The organism is Candidatus Goldiibacteriota bacterium HGW-Goldbacteria-1, from assembly GCA_002839855.1.
Taxonomy (GTDB): domain Bacteria; phylum Oederibacteriota; class PGYV01; order PGYV01; family PGYV01; genus PGYV01.
Map to the genome: position 1 here is coordinate 241573 of PGYV01000007.1, position 19719 is coordinate 261291.

The window sequence follows — 19719 nt, forward strand, 5'->3', positions numbered from 1 at the left end:
CTACCATAATGGAAGAAGAGATAAAACCGGGCGGAAGAGTAATTCAGGCCGCTATAGAAGATGAAATAAAAACATCGTATCTTGATTATTCAATGAGCGTTATCGTGGGAAGGGCTCTTCCTGACATACGTGACGGTTTAAAACCGGTTCACAGAAGGGTCCTGTATGGAATGCACGATATGGGGCTTTATAATAATAAATCTTATAGAAAATCCGCGAAGATAGTCGGAGAAGTAATGGGTAATTACCATCCTCACGGAGACTCCTCTATTTACGATACCATGGTAAGGATGGCGCAGCCATTTGTATTCAGAATGCCCCTTGTGGACGGACAGGGTAACTTTGGTTCGGTGGACGGTGACCCGCCCGCCGCTATGCGTTATACAGAAGCGCGCTTAAGTAAATTCGCGGAAGAACTTTTAAAAGACCTTGATAAAAACACAGTTGATTTTGTACCCAACTATGATGAATCCACAAAAGAACCCACAGTACTGCCGGTATCTTTCCCGCACCTTTTAGTAAACGGTTCTTCCGGTATTGCCGTAGGTATGGCTACCAATATTCCGCCGCATAATCTTGCTGAAGTTATTGATGCAACGGTAATGGTCATAGAAAATAAAAATACAAAGATAGAAGAAATTATGGGCGTAATAAAAGGCCCTGATTTTCCGACAGGTGCTTTCATAATAGGCAAGGAAGGAATAAAATCGGCATACAATACGGGCAGGGGCTCTATTGTAATGCAGTCAAAGATAAAAATTGAAGAAAGCAAAAAAGGCAAAAAACAGATAATAATAACAGAACTGCCTTATATGGTTAACAAAGCCAATCTGCTTGAAAACATAGCCAACCTTGTAAAAGACAAAAAAATTGAAGGTATTACGGATTTAAGGGACGAATCGGACAAAGACGGCACAAGGGCCGTAATAGAAATTTCCAAAAATGATAATCCTGAAATAATATTAAATCAGCTTTATAAACACACGCAGATGAGGACCACGTTTGGCGTAATAATGCTTGCAATTGTAGACGGCAGGCCGCGGGTTCTTAACATAAAAGAATTCCTTGAAAATTTCATTATATTCAGAAAACAGGTAATAATAAGAAGGTTGAAATTTGAACTTGATAAGGCAGAAAAGCGCGCCCATATTCTGGAAGGGTTAAAAATAGCGTTAAAGTATCTTGACAGGGTTATAAAGATAATCAGGGGTTCTTCCAGCACAGAAGAAGCAAAGGGCAAGCTTATAGCGGCTTTTAATCTTTCTGTTATGCAGGCACAGGCAATTCTGGACATGAGGCTGCAGCAGCTTACCAACCTTGAAGTTGAAAAACTGGAAAATGAATATAAAGAACTTTTAAAACTTATAGAACATTTAAAATCAATCCTTGCCAGCGATAAGAAAATTCTTGATTTGATGAAAGAAGAACTTCTTGAAGTCCGCAAAAAATATTCGGACGACAGAAGGACACAGATAATTGCCAAAGAAAAAGAGATGACAATGGAAGACCTTATTCAGGAAGAGGATATGGTTGTCACCATAACCCACCGCGGCTTTATTAAAAGGACTCCCGTGTCCGCTTACAAAGCGCAAAAACGCGGCGGCCGCGGCATAATAGCCATGGAAACAAAAGAAGAGGATTTCATAGAAGATCTTTTTGTTTCCAACACGCACGAATTTTTAATGTTCTTTACCTCCAAAGGGCGCTGCCACTGGCTTAAGGTATATGAAATACCCGAAGGCGCAAGGCAGACCAGGGGCAAAGCGATTGTCAACCTTATTAAGCTTGAAGAAAATGAAACTGTGGCGGCTTATGTCTCTGTCAAATCATTTGATGAAGATAAATATCTGATAATGTCCACGGAATCCGGGCTTATTAAAAGGTCAAACTTATCGCTGTTTGGAAATCCAAGAAGCGGCGGCATCATAGCAATAGGGCTTAATGATGATGACAAGCTGATTGATACCAAAATAGCGTCAGAAAAAGATGAAATTTTTATCGCCACAATGGACGGCATGGCGATACGCACAAAGGTAAAACAGTTCAGGGAGATAGGCCGCACAGGAATGGGTGTCCGCGGAATTAACCTGAATAAAAAAGATAAAGTGGTAAGCATGACAATTCTTGCCATTGATAAAAAAGATTCCACCCTTTTAACCGTGACTGAAAAAGGATTCGGCAAGCGCACAAAAATTTCAGAATACAGGGAACAAAGCCGCGGCGGAAAAGGGCTTATAAGCATAAAGGTGACCGATAAAACAGGCGAAGTAGTTTCCATAAAACTTGTGGAAGACGCCAATGAGCTTATGATAATTACGAATAAAGGCACCCTTATAAGGACAAAAATTAAAGATATTAAGACCATAGGCAGAAACACGCAGGGCGTAAGGTTAATTAAACTTAAAGACGCGGAAAAAGTAAGCGCTGTGGCAAGGGTTGCTGAAGAAGAGGAAGAATCACAGGAATAACAAAGGCGGGTTAATTGATAAAATTATTCCGCCATAGATATTTTTTTTGTAATACATTTTTAAGGAGGAAGTAAATGAATAAGGGATCTCTTATCAGAAACATGCTGCTTGCGGCTGTTTTTCTGTTTGGCGTGCCTGCTGCGATATTTTATCTTTATGATATGGCAAGGGTGGCGCAGTTAAATGACCTGAATTCCAAGATTGCTTGGGCGGATAAACAGAAAGAAATAAATATAATAAGCGAACAGATGAAAGAAAAACTTAATGTTGTTCATAATGGGACTGTAATGCTTTCAGAACAGAAAATTCAGAATAGATATTCAGGAGTCACATCGGATTATGTTATTCGTAATTCCAGTTACAGCAATTCTAAAGTAAAATCAAGAATAATATCGGCTTATCAGAAAAAAGTATCAGGTCTTTCCGGCGTTACAGCATTACTATATCCCAATGGCAATGTGCTTGCCGGCGCCGAATCTTCAAGTTCGGGAAAATTTGCCCAGAACGCAAAATTTATACAGGCAAAGGCTTCTAAAAAAATAATAAGCGATATAAAATTCAGTGAAGGCACTGCTGAATATTATATTCCCATTGTTGATGTAAAAGACAACCTTGCTTCCGTTTTATATGTAAAAGAAAATATAGAAGCAATAGCCGATAAAATACGCAAAGAAACTCAGTCTGCAAGGGGCCGTAATTTTATAATTAATATGGCTGGCACCGTGCTGTTAAGCACTGATAAATCAAAAGAAAACGCGGAAAATATTCAGGAATCCAAAGATTTAAAAATAATTTTAACTGATAATGTGGAAGATGAAAATATTAAAGAAGCGGTATATGTAAATGAAAGAGGGCTTCTGGCATATAAAAAGAACAGGGAAACCGGAATGATTTCATGCGTATTTACACCTTATATAGATTATAAATCGCTGCAGACAGATAGTGTTAAAAAATATAGCCACTCAATTTATGACACAAAATACATACTTCCTGTTTACGGTATACTTGGGCTGGGGCTTCTGGCGGGGTTGCTGATAATTATAGGCGCAAGCGGTGCTCCTTTTGCGCCGGTGTCAAAGATAACAAAAGCCATGACCCATATTGACGAAGAAAGTTTTGAATCAATGCTTCCAAAACTTAAAAGCGGGCCTTATAAAAAAATGTCGGATTCTCTTGTAATATTAAAGGGAAGGATAAACGCGTCAGAAGACAAAGCGGCAAAGCTTTCGCAGATGTCAAAAGAACTGGAAGAAGAACTTTCAAAGGAAGCGTCAAGGGCTGATATGGAAATATCTGAACTGCGTGACGCTTTAAAAATAGCGGAAAACGGCAAGATTAATTTTGAAGATGAAGCGTCAAAGTTAAAAGCGGAAACTGCCAGGGTAAAAAAAGAACTTGAAGACAGATTAAAAGCGGCGGCAGATGAAGCAAAGTTAAAAATTGACTCGCTTGAAAGGGAAAAAATACAGCTTAAGGAAGAAGCAAAGAAAATAAAAGACGCGCCTGTTGTTTCTGATAAGGAAGACATGCGTACTGACGCGGTTTTAATGATGAACACGGAATTAAAAGGAGTGCTGTCGGTAATTAAGACTTATATCTCTTCCGTCCTTGGGGGAGAAGGCAAAATAACAGACGCTCAGCAGCAGTTTTTGGGCGTGGTTATAAACAAGTCGGCAAGGCTGGAAAGGCTTATAAACGATTTATCCGAACTTGCAAGGCTTGAAAAAGGCGAAATAAAATTAAACCAGAATCCTGTGGATGTTAATACCATAATTCAGGACATAATTTTCTCTGTGCAGCCGCAGGCTGACGTAAAAAAGGTGGAAATAAAAACCAAGTTTATGCAGACGCTAAACGCGGCTTCAGGCGATTCCGCAAGGCTTTCCGCTGTGCTGTCACAATTATTAACACAGTCCATTAAAGTATCGCCAAGGGGCGGTGCGGTTTCTGTGGAAACAAAACAGGAAGGAAGTACTGTTAAAATAGTGATAATGGATTATGGAATGAGTATGCCAAAGTCAAAGGCAGAATCCCTGTTTTCAAATTTCCACGGCCCTGAATCACAGGCCGGGCCGGAATTTATAAATTCAGGCTTAAGATTCCCTATAATAAAAGCCGTCATTAAAAAGATGGGCGGAGATATCTGGATAGAATCAGAAATAGGAAAAGGAAAGGCCTTTATAATCTCAATGCCATTTGATAAAAAAGGCGGATTAAAGCCGGATACTGTTCCTGCTTTTAAATCAGAACCCGTAAAATCTGCAGCAGAAATTAAAACTGTGATGGCTGACATGAAACCACAGCCAGCTGAAAAAATAGAGCCGCTTCCTGAACTTGCGGAGCTTCCGGAAATAAAACCCGCAGCCGAACCACAGAAGCCAAAAATAGTGAATTCTTTTGCCTCTATGTTTGGCGGTCAGGAACAGCCAAAGGAAAAACCCGCGGAAAAACCGCAGGCTTCTTTTAAAATTCAGACAAATTCAATGGCAGGCTGGGACACATCAAAATCTCCGGAAACGCAGCCGGAAGTTATAAAAGTAAATGATATTCTTGATATGGATAAACCGGCCGGCCCTGTGCCGGAACTTCCCGGCAAAGAAGTAAAAATACCAGAAAAACTTCTTGAAAAAGAGCCGCCTGCGCCTTTTACAGGCGAATTACCTCCGCTTCCGGACCTTGAAGATGACAAAGGTACAGATATCATATAAAAGGGGTGGTGTTTTTGAAAAAAATCGCCGCTGCGGCAGTTTTACTGCTGTCAGGGATCTTTACAGCCGCCTATGCAGAAACTAATGTAAACGGTACACTTGAAAAAAGTGAAACGTGGAGCGTTAAAAATTCTCCATATATTATAAGCGATAATGTCACCATAGGAAAGAAAACAATAATAAACGTTCAGCCTGGCACCGTAATAAAATTTAAAAAAGAAGGAAAAATTACGGTTCAGGGGGTGTTTAACTGCAAAGGCCTGCCGGAAAACCCCGTAAGGCTGCTGCCGTTTGATGGTGAGACTTTTTATGAAGGGCTGGTTTATGAAGGCAAGTATAAAAGTATCATGGAATTCACGGTCTTTATAAGAGGCACAATTAAAGTTGAAGGCGGAAGCCTGATTTTTTCAAATAACTATATTTTAAATGCCACAGGCATTACGCTTTTCCATTTTGCCAAGGCTGTTATCAAAGACAGTTATTTTTTTAATAATACGTACGGCGTTTATGCAGAAGGCCAGAAGATGAGTTTTACAATAACCGGAAATACTTTCAGCAAGAACAGGTTTGCTGTTTATCTTCAGCGGTTTGATGATACAAAGATGCTTATTGAAAAAAATAATTTTTCTTCAAGCAGTGTAAATGTCACAAATTATTCGGTGCTTAACGCGGAATGTAAAAATAATTTCTGGGATTATACGGAAGATAATAAAATACAGAAGTTTTTGTATGACAAAAGAAATAACCCAAAAGTGGGAGAAATTAATTTTAAGCCTTTCGCGCAGCAGAAATTCGCGGCGTGGATGCCGCCTTCACAGTTTCAAGCGCTGGTAAAATACTATCTTTCTTTAAAACGGCCGGATGAGGAAATGCCAAAGGTTACGATAGGCGCGGGCGCAAGCGGGTTTATGCCCCTGTCCCCGGATTATTTGAAGGAAGAAACGAAATTCGGCCTTGGGTTAAACGCTGAATTTCAGTTAAGCATTAACGGTGTTTTCAGGATTGGAGTGGCAGGAAGGACAATGTCGCTTGAAAATGAGAAGGAATTTTATAAATATAAACTTGATATGACAGATTTGCTGGTAAATGTTTACTGGTATATGGGTTACAGAAAAGACCTGTTTCTTATGCCTTACTTAAGGCTTGGCAACGGGGTAGCGCTTGTAAGCACCATGTATTTATTTGATACCGGTGATTCTTTTAAAGATAATGACATAGATTACACAGTTGAAGCCGCGGCAGGTGTGGAATATATTTTTCTTAAAATGTTTTCAATAAGGGCTGATGCGGGTTATAACTATACTTTAACCCCAAACGGAAAGAATATTTCATACCCTTTTCTTAATATTACAGGCGGGGTGGTTTTTGATGTCCCGCTGTTTTTAAGTGAATAAAATGGAAGAGATAAAAAACATAGTCGAAAGGCTGATGAAGAAGACTGGTATTTCGCAGGAAATGATAATTGAAAAGATTCACGATAACTGGAGCAGGATAGCAGGCCAGAAACTTTGTTCAAAGACAGAGCCTTTTAAATATAATGAAGGCAAACTTTTTGTGTACGCGGATAACAGCACGGTAAAGTCAGAATTTGGATATATCCGCAGGGAAATAATGGAAAAAGCAAACCTGGCTGCGGGCAGCAATATTATTAAAGAAGTGGTAATAAGGATAAAAGGGTGATGAAAACGCTTCACATAGGACAGGGAGTTTTTTTTGGAGAACATGAAGTAATTGGAATTTTTTCATCAATAAGTTTAAATTCAGATTTTTTGGAAAAAATGAAAGAAGAAAGAAAAATCAGGAATGAATCGGAAAAACAGAAAAGCCTGGCGCTGATAGATAAAAAAGGAAAAGTACTGTTATATTTTTCCCGTATAAATGCGGGAAGCCTTATAAAAAGAATAACGGAATAAACGGAGGAATTAAATGGCAAAGAATGATAAAAAAGATAAAAAATCCGCAAAAAAAGAGGAAATAAAACCGGATAAAAATATCAAAGCTGAAAAAGAAACACAGGCTGATAAACCAAAAGATGTGAATAAACAGGATGCTTCAGCCGGCGACTATACAGCTGATAAAATAACCGTTTTAGAGGGGCTTGAAGCTGTAAGAAAAAGGCCTGCCATGTATATAGGAAGCACATCAGCAGCCGGGCTTCACCATTTGGTATATGAAGTTGTGGATAATTCCATAGATGAAGCTATGGCGGGCTACTGCGACAGCATTAATGTACTTATCCATGTGGATAACAGTATCACTGTCACGGATAACGGCAGGGGTATACCTGTTGAAATTCATAAACAGATGAAAAAATCCGCCCTTGAAGTTGTTTTAACTGTGCTTCACGCGGGAGGTAAATTTGACCATAATTCATACAAAGTTTCCGGCGGCCTTCACGGGGTGGGTGTTTCCTGCGTAAACGCGCTGTCTGAATGGCTTGAAGTTGAAGTCAGAAGGGACGGTAAAGTTTATACGCAAAGCTACGCGCGGGGCGTTCCTCAGGCTCCCGTAAAACAGATAGGCACAGCCAAAAAAACAGGAACAAAAGTGGTTTTTAAACCCGACGCGAAAATATTTGACACGCTTGTGTACAGTTATGAAATACTTGCCACAAGGTTAAGGGAACTTGCGTTTTTAAACAAAGGTATCACAATTACCATAATGGATGAACGCGCCGATGAACCAAAAGAGGAAGTTTTTAAATTTGAAGGCGGTATATCAGAATTTGTAAAGCACATGAACAAGAATAAGGAAGTTATTAATAAAAAACCCATTTATGTTGAAGGCGAAAAAGATAATACCATAATAGAAGTGGCGCTGCAGTATAACGAAGGATATTCGGAAAATATCTTTTCCTTTGTAAATAATATCAGGACCACAGAAGGCGGGACACACCTTTCCGGTTTTAAAACTGCGCTTACAAGGGCTGCGTCCACGCATGCCAGAAAAAATAACCTTATAAAAAAAGATAATTTTACCATTCAGGGAGACGATGTCCGTGAAGGGCTGTATGCCGTAGTAAGCGTTAAGGTACAGGACCCTCAGTTTGAAGGGCAGACAAAGGCAAAACTGGGAAATTCAGATGTTGAAGGAATTGTAAACTCGCTTGTATATGAAAAACTTGTGTCTTATTTTGAAGAAAATCCGGGGGAAGCAAAAAAAATAATAGGAAAGGCCGTTTCAGCCGCAGAAGCGCGCGAAGCCGCAAGAAAAGCGCGCGACCTTGCCAGAAGAAAAAGCACTCTGGATTCCGCGGGGCTTCCGGGAAAACTTGCGGACTGTTCCGAATCAGAGCCTGCATTGTGTGAACTGTACCTGGTAGAGGGAGATTCCGCCGGCGGTTCAGCAAAAATGGCAAGGGACAGAAGGACACAGGCAATACTTCCCCTTAAAGGTAAAATTCTTAACGTGGAAAAAGCGCGTATTGATAAGGTGCTTTCAAATGATGAAATAAGGACAATGATAACCGCAATAGGCGCGGGGATAGGAAAGGATAATTTTGACGTCACAAAAGCCCGCTATCACAAGCTTATAATAATGACCGATGCCGACGTTGACGGCGCGCATATTTCCACCCTTATTCTGACTTTTCTGTTCAGGCAGGCAATGCCGCTTTTAGAATCGGGTTATGTATATATAGCCCAGCCGCCGCTTTATAAAATAAAAAAAGGCAAGTCAGAGCGTTATCTTAAAGATGATAAAGAAATGAATGAATTTCTTTCAACAGAAGGTACAAAAGAGCTTAAACTTGTATTGTTAAGCAGGAAAGGAAAAGATAAGGAAATAAAAGAAGCTGACCTTAAAGAAATTCTTGGGTATGTCATAGATTTAGAACATATGATACCCCGTTTAAAGAAAACCGGATGCAGCCTGCAGAGTTTTCTTTTATCGCGAGAAAAATGGAAAAAAATACCCATGTTTGAAATCGGCCATAAAGGGAAGACAGAATATGCTGATAATGAAAAAGAAGCGGTGGAGCTGATTAAAGACCTGCTGCCAAAAGTGGGTTCAAAGATAACTTTTGATGACATTGTGGAAATAATCAAAAAGAACAAGGAAACTTCGTATATGATAGACCTGCGCGACAGGGCGGAACTAAGGACAATTGACGAGATTATGAAAAAACTTGAACATCACGGGCTTGACGCAGAAGGCCTGTTTGAAGAAGAAATGGAATCTGTATCAAAAGAAAAGGACTCGAAAAAGGAAAACGTTCTGCCTATATTTAAAGCGGTGGATGATTCTGAAGAAACGCTTCTCTTTAACATCGGGGAACTTGCGGATTATATAAAGGCAAGGGCAAAAAAAGGCCTTCACATACAAAGGTATAAAGGTCTTGGAGAAATGAACCCTGAACAGCTTTGGGAAACCACCATGGATCCAAAGACAAGGACTTTAAAACAGGTTACGATGGAAAATGTGGCCAAAGCGGACGAGCTTTTTACAATTTTAATGGGTGATGAAGTGGCGCCAAGAAGGGAATTTATTGAAACCCACGCGCTTGAAGTAAAGAACCTTGATATTTAAAGGAATGTAAAATATAGCCGGAGATAAAAATGACAAAAAAGGAACTTATTCTTTGTCTGAAAGAAAGTTATATATTTTCCGGCGTAAAAGACAGCGGGCTTTTAATAATTCTTAAGCATATGAAAGAAAATGTATTTTCCTCGGGAGAGACGATTTTCAGCGAAGGTGAAGCGGGAGATTCGCTTCACATAATAATTTCAGGCGTGGTCAGGGTGGTAAAATATTCAAAGGACGGCAAAACAAAGACCCTTGCCATTTTAAAAAGAAAAGATGCTTTCGGTGAAATGGCCCTGCTTACAAAAGAAGCGCGGTCTGCCACCGTTGAAGCTTTTGAAGATACAAAAACACTCAGTATTTCCAGGATAAATTTTGAAGAAGTTATTTCAAAAGAGCCTTCAATATCGCTTCAGATAATTAAAAGCCTGTCGGAAAGGCTTTCAAAAGCTGACCGCGATATTAAAATTCTGGCTCTTGGAAATGCCAAAAGCAGAATAGCCTGTGTATTGATGGATTTTAAGGATGTTGAAGGAAAGGTAAAATTTACTCATCAGGAAATAGGCGATTTAGCCGGGCTTACAAGAGAAACCACAACAAGAACCTTAAAATTAATGGAAAAAGAGTCAATTATTTCCGTAATACAAAGAAGGATATACATTAAAGATATTAAAAAAATGAAAGAATTGTGTCTGTAAAAATTTAAAAAGACAGGGTGAATTAATGGAATTAAAAGCGGTAATTTTTGATGTGGACGGGGTTATAATTGACACAGCGCCTCTTCATCACAAATCCTGGGAAACGGTTCTAAAGAGGGATTATAATATGAAATTTACATTTGCGGATTTTAAAAATAAGATAGACGGTATGCCGCGGGCAAAAGGGGTAAAAGCGCTTCTGCCTATGGCTGATGATAAAGAAGTGGAACGCATATGCGCGGAAAAACAGAAATTCTTTGAAATATATCTTAAAAAAAACGGGGTAAAAATTTTTAAAAGCACCGTAAACCTTATAATTCAACTTAAAAAAGAAGGAATAAAAGTGGCAATGGCAAGTTCAAGTAAAAATGCCAGGCCGATTCTTGAAAAAGAAGGTATCTTTAAATATTTTGACATAGACGCGGAAGGGGCGCTTGCAATAAAAGGAAAGCCGCACCCGGATATTTTTTTAAGGGCTGCAAAAAAGCTTAAAGTAAAACCGGCTGAATGTGCTGTTTTTGAAGATGCCCAGATAGGTATTGACGCCGCTAACGCGGCAGGAATGATAAGCATAGGCGTAACAAGGGAGCACGAGCTTAAAAAAACATGCCTTAACGTAAAAAATATGAAACAGATAAACGTAAATAAAATAAAGGAGTTATTTTAATAAAGGCGCGTATTTTAAGGGGAGAAAAGGCAGGAGATAATTATGAGAAAAAATAAAGCCCCTATAAAAAGAATGATGTTCTTCAGCGGGTTAATCGGAATGCTTATAGCTTTTGGTTATGATCCCCTGTTTAAACTGCTGTCAGACACACTATCAAAGAAATTTTCAGTATCGCCATGGGAAGATATTCTGGCCTCCGTAATTTTAGGCGCGTTTTATCTGGGTATCCTTATTTATTTTTTTGTTATGATGAACCTTTCCGCGCTGGCCTCAACAATATTGAAACACATGGTAACTCAGATGAGAAGCAAGGAAATTCTGCCTGCCGGGTTTCAGATGAAAACAAAAGGCGGATATGCAGGTTCATACGCCAATATACTTAAAATATTTGATTTATTTATATGCTCTTTTATCAGTGTTAAGCAGGATAAGGACAAATTTAAATCTTCGCTTGGAAAATATCTTGACCCTTCATTGAAAGATGAAATAGAAAACCGCGGGATTAATGAGCATTACGTGGGCGGAAAGAAAAAAACTGCCACAATATTTTTTTCCGATATCAGGGGATTTACATCGTTTACGGAGAATTCTGAGCCTGAAAAAGTTGTAATGATGCTGAATGAATATTTTACCATTGCCACAAAAGCGATACAGAAAAACAGGGGAAGGGTGAATAAGTTTATCGGGGATGCGGTAATGGCCGTGTTTGAAGAAGCGCCAAAGTATATAGATTATCTTGACGGCGATAAAGCCATATTGTCAGCGCTTGATATACAGGTGCAGTTTGCAATGAAATTAAAAGAATGGAAAGAAAAAGACCCCACCCTAAATATAGGGCTTGGGATAGGGCTTGCAAGGGGTGAAATAATAACAGGAAACATGGGGTCGGAAGAAAGGCTTGAATATACTGTTATAGGGGATACGGTAAATTTTGCAAGCAGGATATGCGGCACCGCGCTTAACGGGCAGGTGATAATTTCCGAAGAAGTCTACAGACAGGTGGAAAAAATCGTGGAAGTGGATTCGCTTCCGCCCGTGGAAGTAAAAGGAAAAGCGGGTTTTCACAATGTTTATTCTGTAAAAACAAGAAAAATGCTGATATAATTTCCAATATGAAAAATATAAAAATTTCAGCGGTTAAAATTATAACAGTTTGTTTATTTATCGCGTGGGCAGTTGTGTCTGTTGCAGCCATGAATATGGGTGTAAGCGCGGGTGTAACAAAAGAATATATCCCTTTTGACGTAAAGGTAAGAAAAAGTAATTTCATTAAAAGCGGCTGGACAATATGGCTTGAAGAAGGCCGCAAAGGCTACAGCCATTCAGTCAGTAAAAATCTGAACCTTGGCGATAAAACTATTTATTCAAAAGCAATATTCAAAACAGGAATAATAAAGAAACCAAAAAATGGTTTTATGATACAGGGTATTTCAAAAAATAATCATCCCATAACTGTTCCGCAGACCACGTATGTGCATTATGTTCACGATGTGGAAGCCACTGCATATGACCCGTCGCCTGAATCCAACGGTTTGAAATGGGCGGGAATAACAGCCCTTGGATGGCGTACCAGGTACGGAATAGCAGCGGTAGACCCTAAAGTAATTTCATTACGCTCTCTTATTTATGTGGATGGGTACGGATTCGCATGGTGCGGTGATACCGGCGGCGCCATTAAAGGCAAAAAAATTGACCTTTGCTACAATACTACCGAAGAAGCTTTCAGATGGGGAAGAAAAAAAGTCAAAGTCTATGTACTTGGGACAAAACCTCAAAGTTTCTATGCCAATAAAAAGAAAAAATAGCCGTTTATAAGGCCGCGCATGTCCCGAATTTAGGATGGTTTTTTCGTGATTTTCATGATAACATTACCTTTATTCACGCGGTGTTTATTGTTTTAACCGCTGTTTTTACGGCAGCCGCCGTTAAATACGCCAAAAAAGGAAAATATAATGAGTCAGGATTTGGTAAAAGAGATATTACTTTCTGTAATTATACCGGTTTATAATGAAGAACGCACCCTGGAAGAGCTTGTGGACAGGGTAATGAACGTGCAGCTTGAAGGGGTAACTAAACAGGTTGTAATAGTTGACGACAAGTCCACGGATGCCACCCATTCAATACTTGAAAAAATAAATTTAAAATATCCGCAGATTGAAATAATTTACAAAGAAAAAAATGAAGGCAAAGGTGCGGCTTTAAAAACGGGTTTTGCCCTTGCAAAGGGCGATTATACCATTATTCAGGACGCAGACCTTGAATATGACCCTGAAGATTATAAAGTGATAATTGATTCTTTTAAGCATAAAGAAGTTGATGTGGTATATGGTTCAAGGTTTCTTGGAAGGCACAGGGCTTTTTTATTCATGAACCTTATAGCAAATAAAATACTTAATCTTGTCACCAATATACTTTATAACACCACCCTTACGGACATGGAAACCTGTTATAAGATGTTCAAGACAGAACTTATACAGTCACTAGAGATAAAATCAAAGGGTTTTGAAATAGAGCCGGAAATAACCGCTAAAATGCTGAAAAAACAGGCAAGAATATATGAAGTGCCTATAAGTTTTTATGGAAGAAGTTATAATGAAGGAAAAAAAATAAAAGCCATAGATGGTTTTAAAGCAATCTGGGCGCTTATCAAATACAGGTTTGTGGATTAAGTAAATGGATTCAAAGCACAGCCTTACAGATTCTCTTAATAAAATCAGTAACTTGCAGAATTATAATTCATGGATATATGAAAATATAAAAAAAGGTATAAGCGGCAGGGTGCTGGAAATAGGCTGCGGCATAGGCAATATTACTGATTTTATCTTAAAAGACAGTCAGGAAGTGTGCGCTTCTGATATTGATGACAGTTATCTTAAGTATGCCTGTAAAAAATATAAAGGAAATAAAAAAGTAAAAGTTACAAAAATTGATATAATAAAGCCGGGTAATAAAATTGCAAAAGGCAAATATGATACAGCTGTAATGCTTAATGTGCTTGAACATATTAAAGATGAAAAAAAAGCGGTTGTAAATGTAAAAAACGCGCTGGTAAAAAATGGAAAATTTGTTATTCTGGTTCCGGCAATGAAGTCAATTTACGGCGAAATGGATAAGGCTTTGGGACACTATAAAAGATATAATAAAACAGAGCTTAAAGAACTGCTTGAAAAAAATGGTTTTAAAATTCTTGATATTTTTTACCTTAATTTTGCGGGAATTATAGGCTGGTATTTCAGCGGAAGAATTTTAAAAAAAAGCTGTATTCCGGACAATCAGGCAAAATTTTTTGACAGATATATACTGTCCTTTACAAAGCCGTGCGAAAGATTAATAAAACCGCCGGCCGGGCAGTCAATAGTGGCAATAGCGCAGAAAGTTTAATAAGGCGGGGCCGGCGCGCTCGCGGCCCGTGAAGTCCGCCAGGACCGGAAGGTAGCAACGGTAAGCGGATACCGGAGGTGTTGCCGTAACCCCGCTTTTTAATACTTGAATTTAAAAGTAATTGTAGGAACAGCGCTCCTGCGCTGTCCGTTTGAACTAAGATATAAAAATTATAGAAAATTTTAAAAGGATAAAAAATGTCTGAAAATTACTTGGTTTATACAAGAAAATGGAGGCCTCAGGATTTTACTTCCATCATAGGGCAGGATCAGGTTATAAAGCCCATTATGAGGGCTATAGAGACTGAAAGGGTAATGCATTCATATCTGTTTTCCGGCCCAAGGGGTGTGGGTAAGACCACGACTGCCCGCGTATTCGCAAAAGCCTTAAACTGCAAAGAGGGCCCAACTGTAAACCCCTGCGGCGTATGCCCAAGCTGCGTGGAAATTAAGGACGGCAGTTCGCTTGATGTCATAGAAATAGACGGCGCATCCAACCGCGGCATTGATAAAATACGTGAATTAAGGGAACAGGTTGGTTTTTCAGCGGCAAGAAGCCGCTATAAGGTATATATAATTGACGAAGTGCACATGTTAACCACAGAAGCGTTTAACGCGCTTTTAAAAACACTTGAAGAACCGCCGAGGCACGTAATATTTATTTTTGCCACCACTGACCCGCAAAATATTCCGCAGACAATCCTGTCGCGCTGCCAGCATTTCAGGTTTAAAAGGGCGGCCATATCAACCATAATTGAAAACATAAAAATGATAGCTTCGCGTGAAAAAATAGACGCGGAACCTGAAGCCATGAAAATGATTGCAAAAGCGGGCGACGGCGCTTTAAGGGACGGTCAGCGGATATTTGATCAGGCTGTCACTTTTGCAAAAGGCGGAAAGCTTACAGCCTCCGCGGTCGCGGAAATGCTTGGAGAAATAGAAAGTGATAAACTTTTTGGGCTTATAAAAAACGTGTTTAACCATGATTTAAAAGCGGCTCTTACTTCTGTTGAAAATGTGGTGACAGACGGTTATGACCTTAAGCATTTTACAAGGGGAATAGTTGAAACACTGCGCAACCTGCTTGTAATGAAATCATCGGGCGATACGGCGGGGATAGATTCCACAGAGGATGAAATACGTGAAATGGCCTCTTTATCGGCGCTGGCAGATAAAAAGGCCGTGCTATTAATGCTTCAGAAGGCGATAGATACGGAATCAAGGCTGTCCAGAAGCAATGTCCCGGCCATAATAGTGGAAGCTTTTGTAGCTGATATGATATTATCATCCGGAGCCCAGATACCTGATGTGCCTGTGGCAATAACCGAAAAAAAAGAGATTAAGACAGCTGTTCCGGCGGAAGCTGCTGAGGCTGAACCTGAAACAGAAATACAGGAAGAATCACCGGTAAGGACAGGGCTTTTAATAGCTGATGAAATTGAAGAAGAAGTGGAAGTAAAAAATCTTACGGCTGATATTATAGAAAAACGGTGGAAAAATGTGGTGGCAAGGGCAGGGCGCGCCGAAAACGGCGATGAAGTGATTCCATCCATAGAGAATGCCAAGGTGGTATCATATGAAAATGAAGCGCTTACTATAATCGGAGAGAATCCTTTTCTTGCCGAACTTATCAAGAAACACGCGGAAAAAATAAAGGAATTTTTAAAGGAAGAATTTAAAAGGGATATGAAACTTGTGGTATATGAGAAAAATGAATATAGAAAAAAAGTCAATATTCAGAAAGAAGTAACCCAGGAAGAGGCAATGAATCTGCAGCCCATTAAAGACCTTTCAAAAGTATTTAAAATACAGAGCGTGGAAATAAAAAAACACGGCAGGCACGGAGGTTAGATATGAACATGAATCAGCTTATGAAACAGGCGCAGCAGATGCAGGCGCGTTTTGCAAAATTACAGGAAGAACTTAAAACCAGGACGGTGGAAGCGCAGTCCGGCGGCGGGGCTGTTAAAGTAACCGCATCGGGCGGCAAGGAAATTAAAGAGATAATAATTGATAAAGAACTTATATCATCAGGCGATGCTGACATGCTTCAGGACCTTGTACTGGCGGCGGTTAATGAAGCTTTAAACCGCGCCCAGGAAATGGTGGAAGAAGAGACCAAAAAACTTACAGGCGGAATGAACATTCCCGGATTATAGCCCATAAGGCGGAAAAATACAAAAGTGTATACATACCCTTTTAAACTTGAAAAACTTATCAATGAAATATCCAAACTTCCCGGCATAGGCCCTAAAATGGCTGAAAGAACGGCTATTTATCTGTTAAAAAAAGGGCAGCCTGCCGCAGACGCGTTAAGTGAGGCGTTAGGCGGCATTAAAGACATAAAATTCTGCGCCATATGCGGCAATATAAGCACCCTGGATACCTGCCCGGTGTGCATGGATGATAAAAGGGATAAAGGCGTAATATGCGTTGTGGAATCGCCCGAAGATGTAATCACAATAGAACATACGGGAAAACACGCCGGTGTTTATCACGTCTTATACGGCCTTATAAATCCTTTAAATAATATTCTGCCTGAAAATCTTAAAATAATATCCCTTGTGAAAAGGGCTGCAGCCGCTAATGTACGCGAAATAATTCTTGCCATTAATCACACGGTGGAAGGCGACGCCACATCTTTATATATAGCGGATGCGGTGAAAACCGAAAAACCTGACGTAAAAATAACCCGCCTTGCAAAAGGCCTGCCCACAGGGTCTGATATTAAGTATGCCGATGAAATAACACTTGGGCAGGCAATCCTTGAAAGAAAAGAAGTCTGATATTAAAATGAAAAAACCGGAGATACTATCCCCCGCGGGAAATATTGAAAAACTTAAATTTGCATTTGCTTATGGCGCGGATGCTGTTTATGCTGCCGGAAAAAACTTCAGCCTGCGCAACTTTTCCGGAAACTTTGATGATAAAGGGCTTAAAGAAGCCGTGGAATATACCCATTCAATAAATAAAAAAATATACATAACCGTAAATATCTTTCCGCACAACAGGGATCTTGAAGGTATTAAAGAGCATCTTAAATTTTTAAATACAATCAAACCTGACGGCCTTATTATTTCCGACCTTGGAATATTCGCGATGGCAAAAAAAGAAGCGCCCGGCATACCGCTTCATATTTCCGTGCAGTCAAATAACCTTAACTATATGGAAGTGAATGAATGGTATAATCTTGGCGCCAAAAGGATAGTGCTGGCGCGCGAACTTTCTTTTGAGGAAATAAAAGAGATAAGAGAAAAATGCCCAAAAATGGAACTTGAAGTATTTGTACACGGCGCCATCTGCATGTCCTATTCGGGGCGGTGTATGTTAAGCGATTACATGACAGGCAGGGGGGCTAATCAGGGAGAGTGCGCCCAAAGCTGCAGGTGGAGTTATGAACTGACAGAGGAAAAAAGGCCCGGTGAAAGAATGCCGGTTAAAGAAGATGAAAGAGGCACATATATTTTTAATTCAAAAGATTTAAAAACCATTAATCACATTCAGGAGTTCATAAAAATAGGAATAGACAGTTTTAAAATAGAAGGAAGGATGAAAAGCCTTCATTACGCGGCGGTAACCGCTGCGGTATATAATAAAGCATCAGAAAATTTTATAAAAAATCCTGGCGGTTATCTGCCTGACCCAAAGCTTGACGCAGAGCTTAATAACATTTCACACAGGGAATATACCGCAGGATTCTATTTTGGAAAAAAAGGGGACATACAGCAGAGTTTTAAATCTTCGGATTATATGTCAGACAGTATTTATATGGGGCATATTAACGCGGTACAGGATAATAATACCTATAAAATTCTTGCAAAAAACACAATAAAAATAGGTGATAAAATTGAAATATTTACGCCTGCCGCGCGTTCTATAGAAGCGGCGGTATTATCCATAAAAGAAATTGATGGAACAGAAATTACACACACAAAAGGTGAACGGGAATACTATATTAAGTTTGAAATGAAAGAAACAGCTGATACTTTCAGTATAATAAGAAAAAATACTGATGATAATAAAAAACTATTAGAATTATAATAAAAAAATTAGTTTTTTATATATATCTATATACTTCCTGGGTGGCACATTTACAGCGTTTTCGGGGTATATTTCGCAAAAAACAGGTTTTTCCACAGGTTTTCCACAGTTATTAACATTTATTAAATTCTATTTTACTCTTATTTTAAAGGCATTTTATAAGCTATACGTAAGAGTTTATCACATAAATGGTTATTAACTATAATATTACAATTTCTGTGTGAAATGAGTCATTTGTAACGTTAATAATACCCACAGAATTAACCCCATTTCCCTTTGTGGGGCTTCCCGGATTAAATAATAGTATACCGGCGTGCAGTTTATTCATCGGCACATGAGTATGGCCAAAAATTATTACATCAGGTATTTCAGAAATAAATTTTTTATACATTCTTTGCGGTGTGGTGGAATGAATACCGGCGCCGTGACAGACTGCAATTTTGAATTTATTATTTATCATAAGAGTAGTTTGTTCTTCAAGGTTTAATTCAGCGCCGTCCATGTTTCCGCGTACTGATACAAGGGGCGCTATTTTTTCAAGGTCAGTTATAATAGACTGCGAGGTATGGTCGCCGGCGTGAATAATTAAATCTACCCCGCTGAAAATTTTTTTCACTTTATCAGGAAGATGCGTGGAATGGGTATCTGAAATAACGCCTATTTTTGAAATACTATTTATTGTCTCCATTGTCCTTTTTCATAAGTTCCGCCAAAAGCGACTGCAGCTGGCCGTCTGACAGCTTATCCAGCGCTTTGTCCACAACTTCCTGGTGTGCTTTTGGGGAATTAATTATTTTATAATCGGTGCCTTCCGGCGGTTTCATAAGCCCGGCTGCCACTACATATTTCTGCTGAAGTTCCCCTAAAATCCTGAAAACAAGTTTCGATTCACCGGGTGTTAATTTCCCCGCTGTTTTATCAGCTATTGCTTTTATCATGTTTATTGTCTGGCGTGCCATTGGAAGGTTCTGCTGTTTTTTGCCGGACACAAAACGTGCGGCTTCTCCAAGGGAAATAAGGGCATTCTGATTTAACATAAGGACAAGATTGATAAAATCAACATTATCTTCTTTTTTTATCTCCATAAGTAGCTCCCATATGTTTTTTTACATTAAAACACAGGGGAAGTTAAAAATCAAGTAACAGATAACAAGTTACAAGTTACAAGTATCAACTTACAGGTTATAAACAAGTGGCAAGTTACAAGTATCAACTTACAGGTTATAAACAAGTGGC

18 protein-coding genes and 1 other RNA gene are annotated in these 19719 nt (G+C 39.2%); 17 read left to right on the top strand and 2 right to left on the bottom strand.

Annotation, left to right across the window (positions count from 1 at the left end; translation table 11 throughout):
- The first annotated feature begins 8 nt into the window (after positions 1-8).
- The 17 genes from CVV21_09195 (at position 9) to CVV21_09275 (ending at position 18483) form a co-directional block, all read left to right on the top strand.
- Entirely contained in the window at positions 9-2468 is a 2460-nt protein-coding gene (locus tag CVV21_09195) for a DNA gyrase subunit A (GenBank protein PKL91378.1), read from the top strand.
- A 74-nt stretch (positions 2469-2542) separates the two neighbouring features.
- Positions 2543-5176 (top strand): hypothetical protein, encoded by a 2634-nt coding sequence (locus CVV21_09200; GenBank protein PKL91379.1) that lies wholly within the window; start codon positions 2543-2545, stop codon positions 5174-5176.
- Between the two features lie 5 nt (positions 5177-5181).
- Positions 5182-6570 carry a hypothetical protein gene (locus CVV21_09205; protein ID PKL91380.1) on the top strand — a complete coding sequence of 463 codons (1389 nt, stop codon included), beginning with the start codon at positions 5182-5184 and terminating at the stop codon, positions 6568-6570.
- Positions 6563-6856: a hypothetical protein gene (locus tag CVV21_09210; GenBank protein ID PKL91381.1), complete on the top strand. Its 294-nt coding sequence runs from the start codon at positions 6563-6565 to the stop codon at positions 6854-6856. The genes CVV21_09205 and CVV21_09210 overlap by 8 nt, the downstream gene beginning before the upstream one ends.
- Positions 6856-7089, top strand: a complete 234-nt coding sequence (locus CVV21_09215) for a hypothetical protein (GenBank protein ID PKL91382.1) — start codon at positions 6856-6858, stop codon at positions 7087-7089. The genes CVV21_09210 and CVV21_09215 overlap by 1 nt, the downstream gene beginning before the upstream one ends.
- 13 nt (positions 7090-7102) lie before the next feature.
- A complete protein-coding gene (gene gyrB, locus CVV21_09220) occupies positions 7103-9703 on the top strand; it encodes a DNA topoisomerase (ATP-hydrolyzing) subunit B (GenBank protein ID PKL91383.1) in 2601 nt (866 codons plus the stop codon).
- Positions 9704-9732: 29 nt separating this feature from the next.
- A complete protein-coding gene (locus tag CVV21_09225) occupies positions 9733-10395 on the top strand; it encodes a hypothetical protein (protein PKL91384.1) in 663 nt (220 codons plus the stop codon).
- A gap of 25 nt (positions 10396-10420) precedes the next feature.
- Complete coding sequence (locus CVV21_09230; GenBank protein PKL91385.1) at positions 10421-11062, top strand: beta-phosphoglucomutase family hydrolase; 642 nt, start codon at positions 10421-10423, stop codon at positions 11060-11062.
- Positions 11063-11104: 42 nt separating this feature from the next.
- Positions 11105-12166 carry a hypothetical protein gene (locus CVV21_09235; protein ID PKL91386.1) on the top strand — a complete coding sequence of 354 codons (1062 nt, stop codon included), beginning with the start codon at positions 11105-11107 and terminating at the stop codon, positions 12164-12166.
- Positions 12167-12174: 8 nt separating this feature from the next.
- Positions 12175-12867, top strand: a complete 693-nt coding sequence (locus tag CVV21_09240; GenBank protein ID PKL91387.1) for a hypothetical protein — start codon at positions 12175-12177, stop codon at positions 12865-12867.
- 147 nt (positions 12868-13014) lie between these two features.
- On the top strand, positions 13015-13731 hold the full coding sequence (locus CVV21_09245; GenBank protein PKL91388.1) for a glycosyl transferase: 717 nt from the start codon (positions 13015-13017) through the stop codon (positions 13729-13731).
- A gap of 4 nt (positions 13732-13735) precedes the next feature.
- Positions 13736-14443, top strand: a complete 708-nt coding sequence (locus CVV21_09250) for a hypothetical protein (protein PKL91389.1) — start codon at positions 13736-13738, stop codon at positions 14441-14443.
- Between the two features lie 2 nt (positions 14444-14445).
- Positions 14446-14543, top strand: an RNA gene (gene ffs / locus CVV21_09255) — signal recognition particle sRNA small type.
- Between the two features lie 97 nt (positions 14544-14640).
- Positions 14641-16293 (top strand): DNA polymerase III subunit gamma/tau, encoded by a 1653-nt coding sequence (locus CVV21_09260; protein PKL91390.1) that lies wholly within the window; start codon positions 14641-14643, stop codon positions 16291-16293.
- A gap of 2 nt (positions 16294-16295) precedes the next feature.
- Positions 16296-16601 (top strand): YbaB/EbfC family nucleoid-associated protein, encoded by a 306-nt coding sequence (locus CVV21_09265; GenBank protein PKL91391.1) that lies wholly within the window; start codon positions 16296-16298, stop codon positions 16599-16601.
- A gap of 24 nt (positions 16602-16625) precedes the next feature.
- Positions 16626-17228: a recombination protein RecR gene (locus tag CVV21_09270; GenBank protein ID PKL91392.1), complete on the top strand. Its 603-nt coding sequence runs from the start codon at positions 16626-16628 to the stop codon at positions 17226-17228.
- A complete protein-coding gene (locus CVV21_09275; GenBank protein ID PKL91393.1) occupies positions 17209-18483 on the top strand; it encodes a peptidase U32 in 1275 nt (424 codons plus the stop codon). Before CVV21_09270 ends, CVV21_09275 begins: the two co-directional genes overlap by 20 nt.
- A 199-nt stretch (positions 18484-18682) precedes the next feature.
- Here the strand turns inward: CVV21_09275 and CVV21_09280 are convergent, their stop codons facing one another.
- Positions 18683-19171 carry a hypothetical protein gene (locus CVV21_09280; GenBank protein ID PKL91394.1) on the bottom strand — a complete coding sequence of 163 codons (489 nt, stop codon included), beginning with the start codon at positions 19169-19171 and terminating at the stop codon, positions 18683-18685.
- Positions 19155-19568, bottom strand: coding sequence for a hypothetical protein (locus CVV21_09285; protein PKL91395.1), 414 nt, complete (start codon positions 19566-19568; stop codon positions 19155-19157). The genes CVV21_09280 and CVV21_09285 overlap by 17 nt, the downstream gene beginning before the upstream one ends.
- Between the last annotated feature and the right edge of the window lie 151 nt (positions 19569-19719).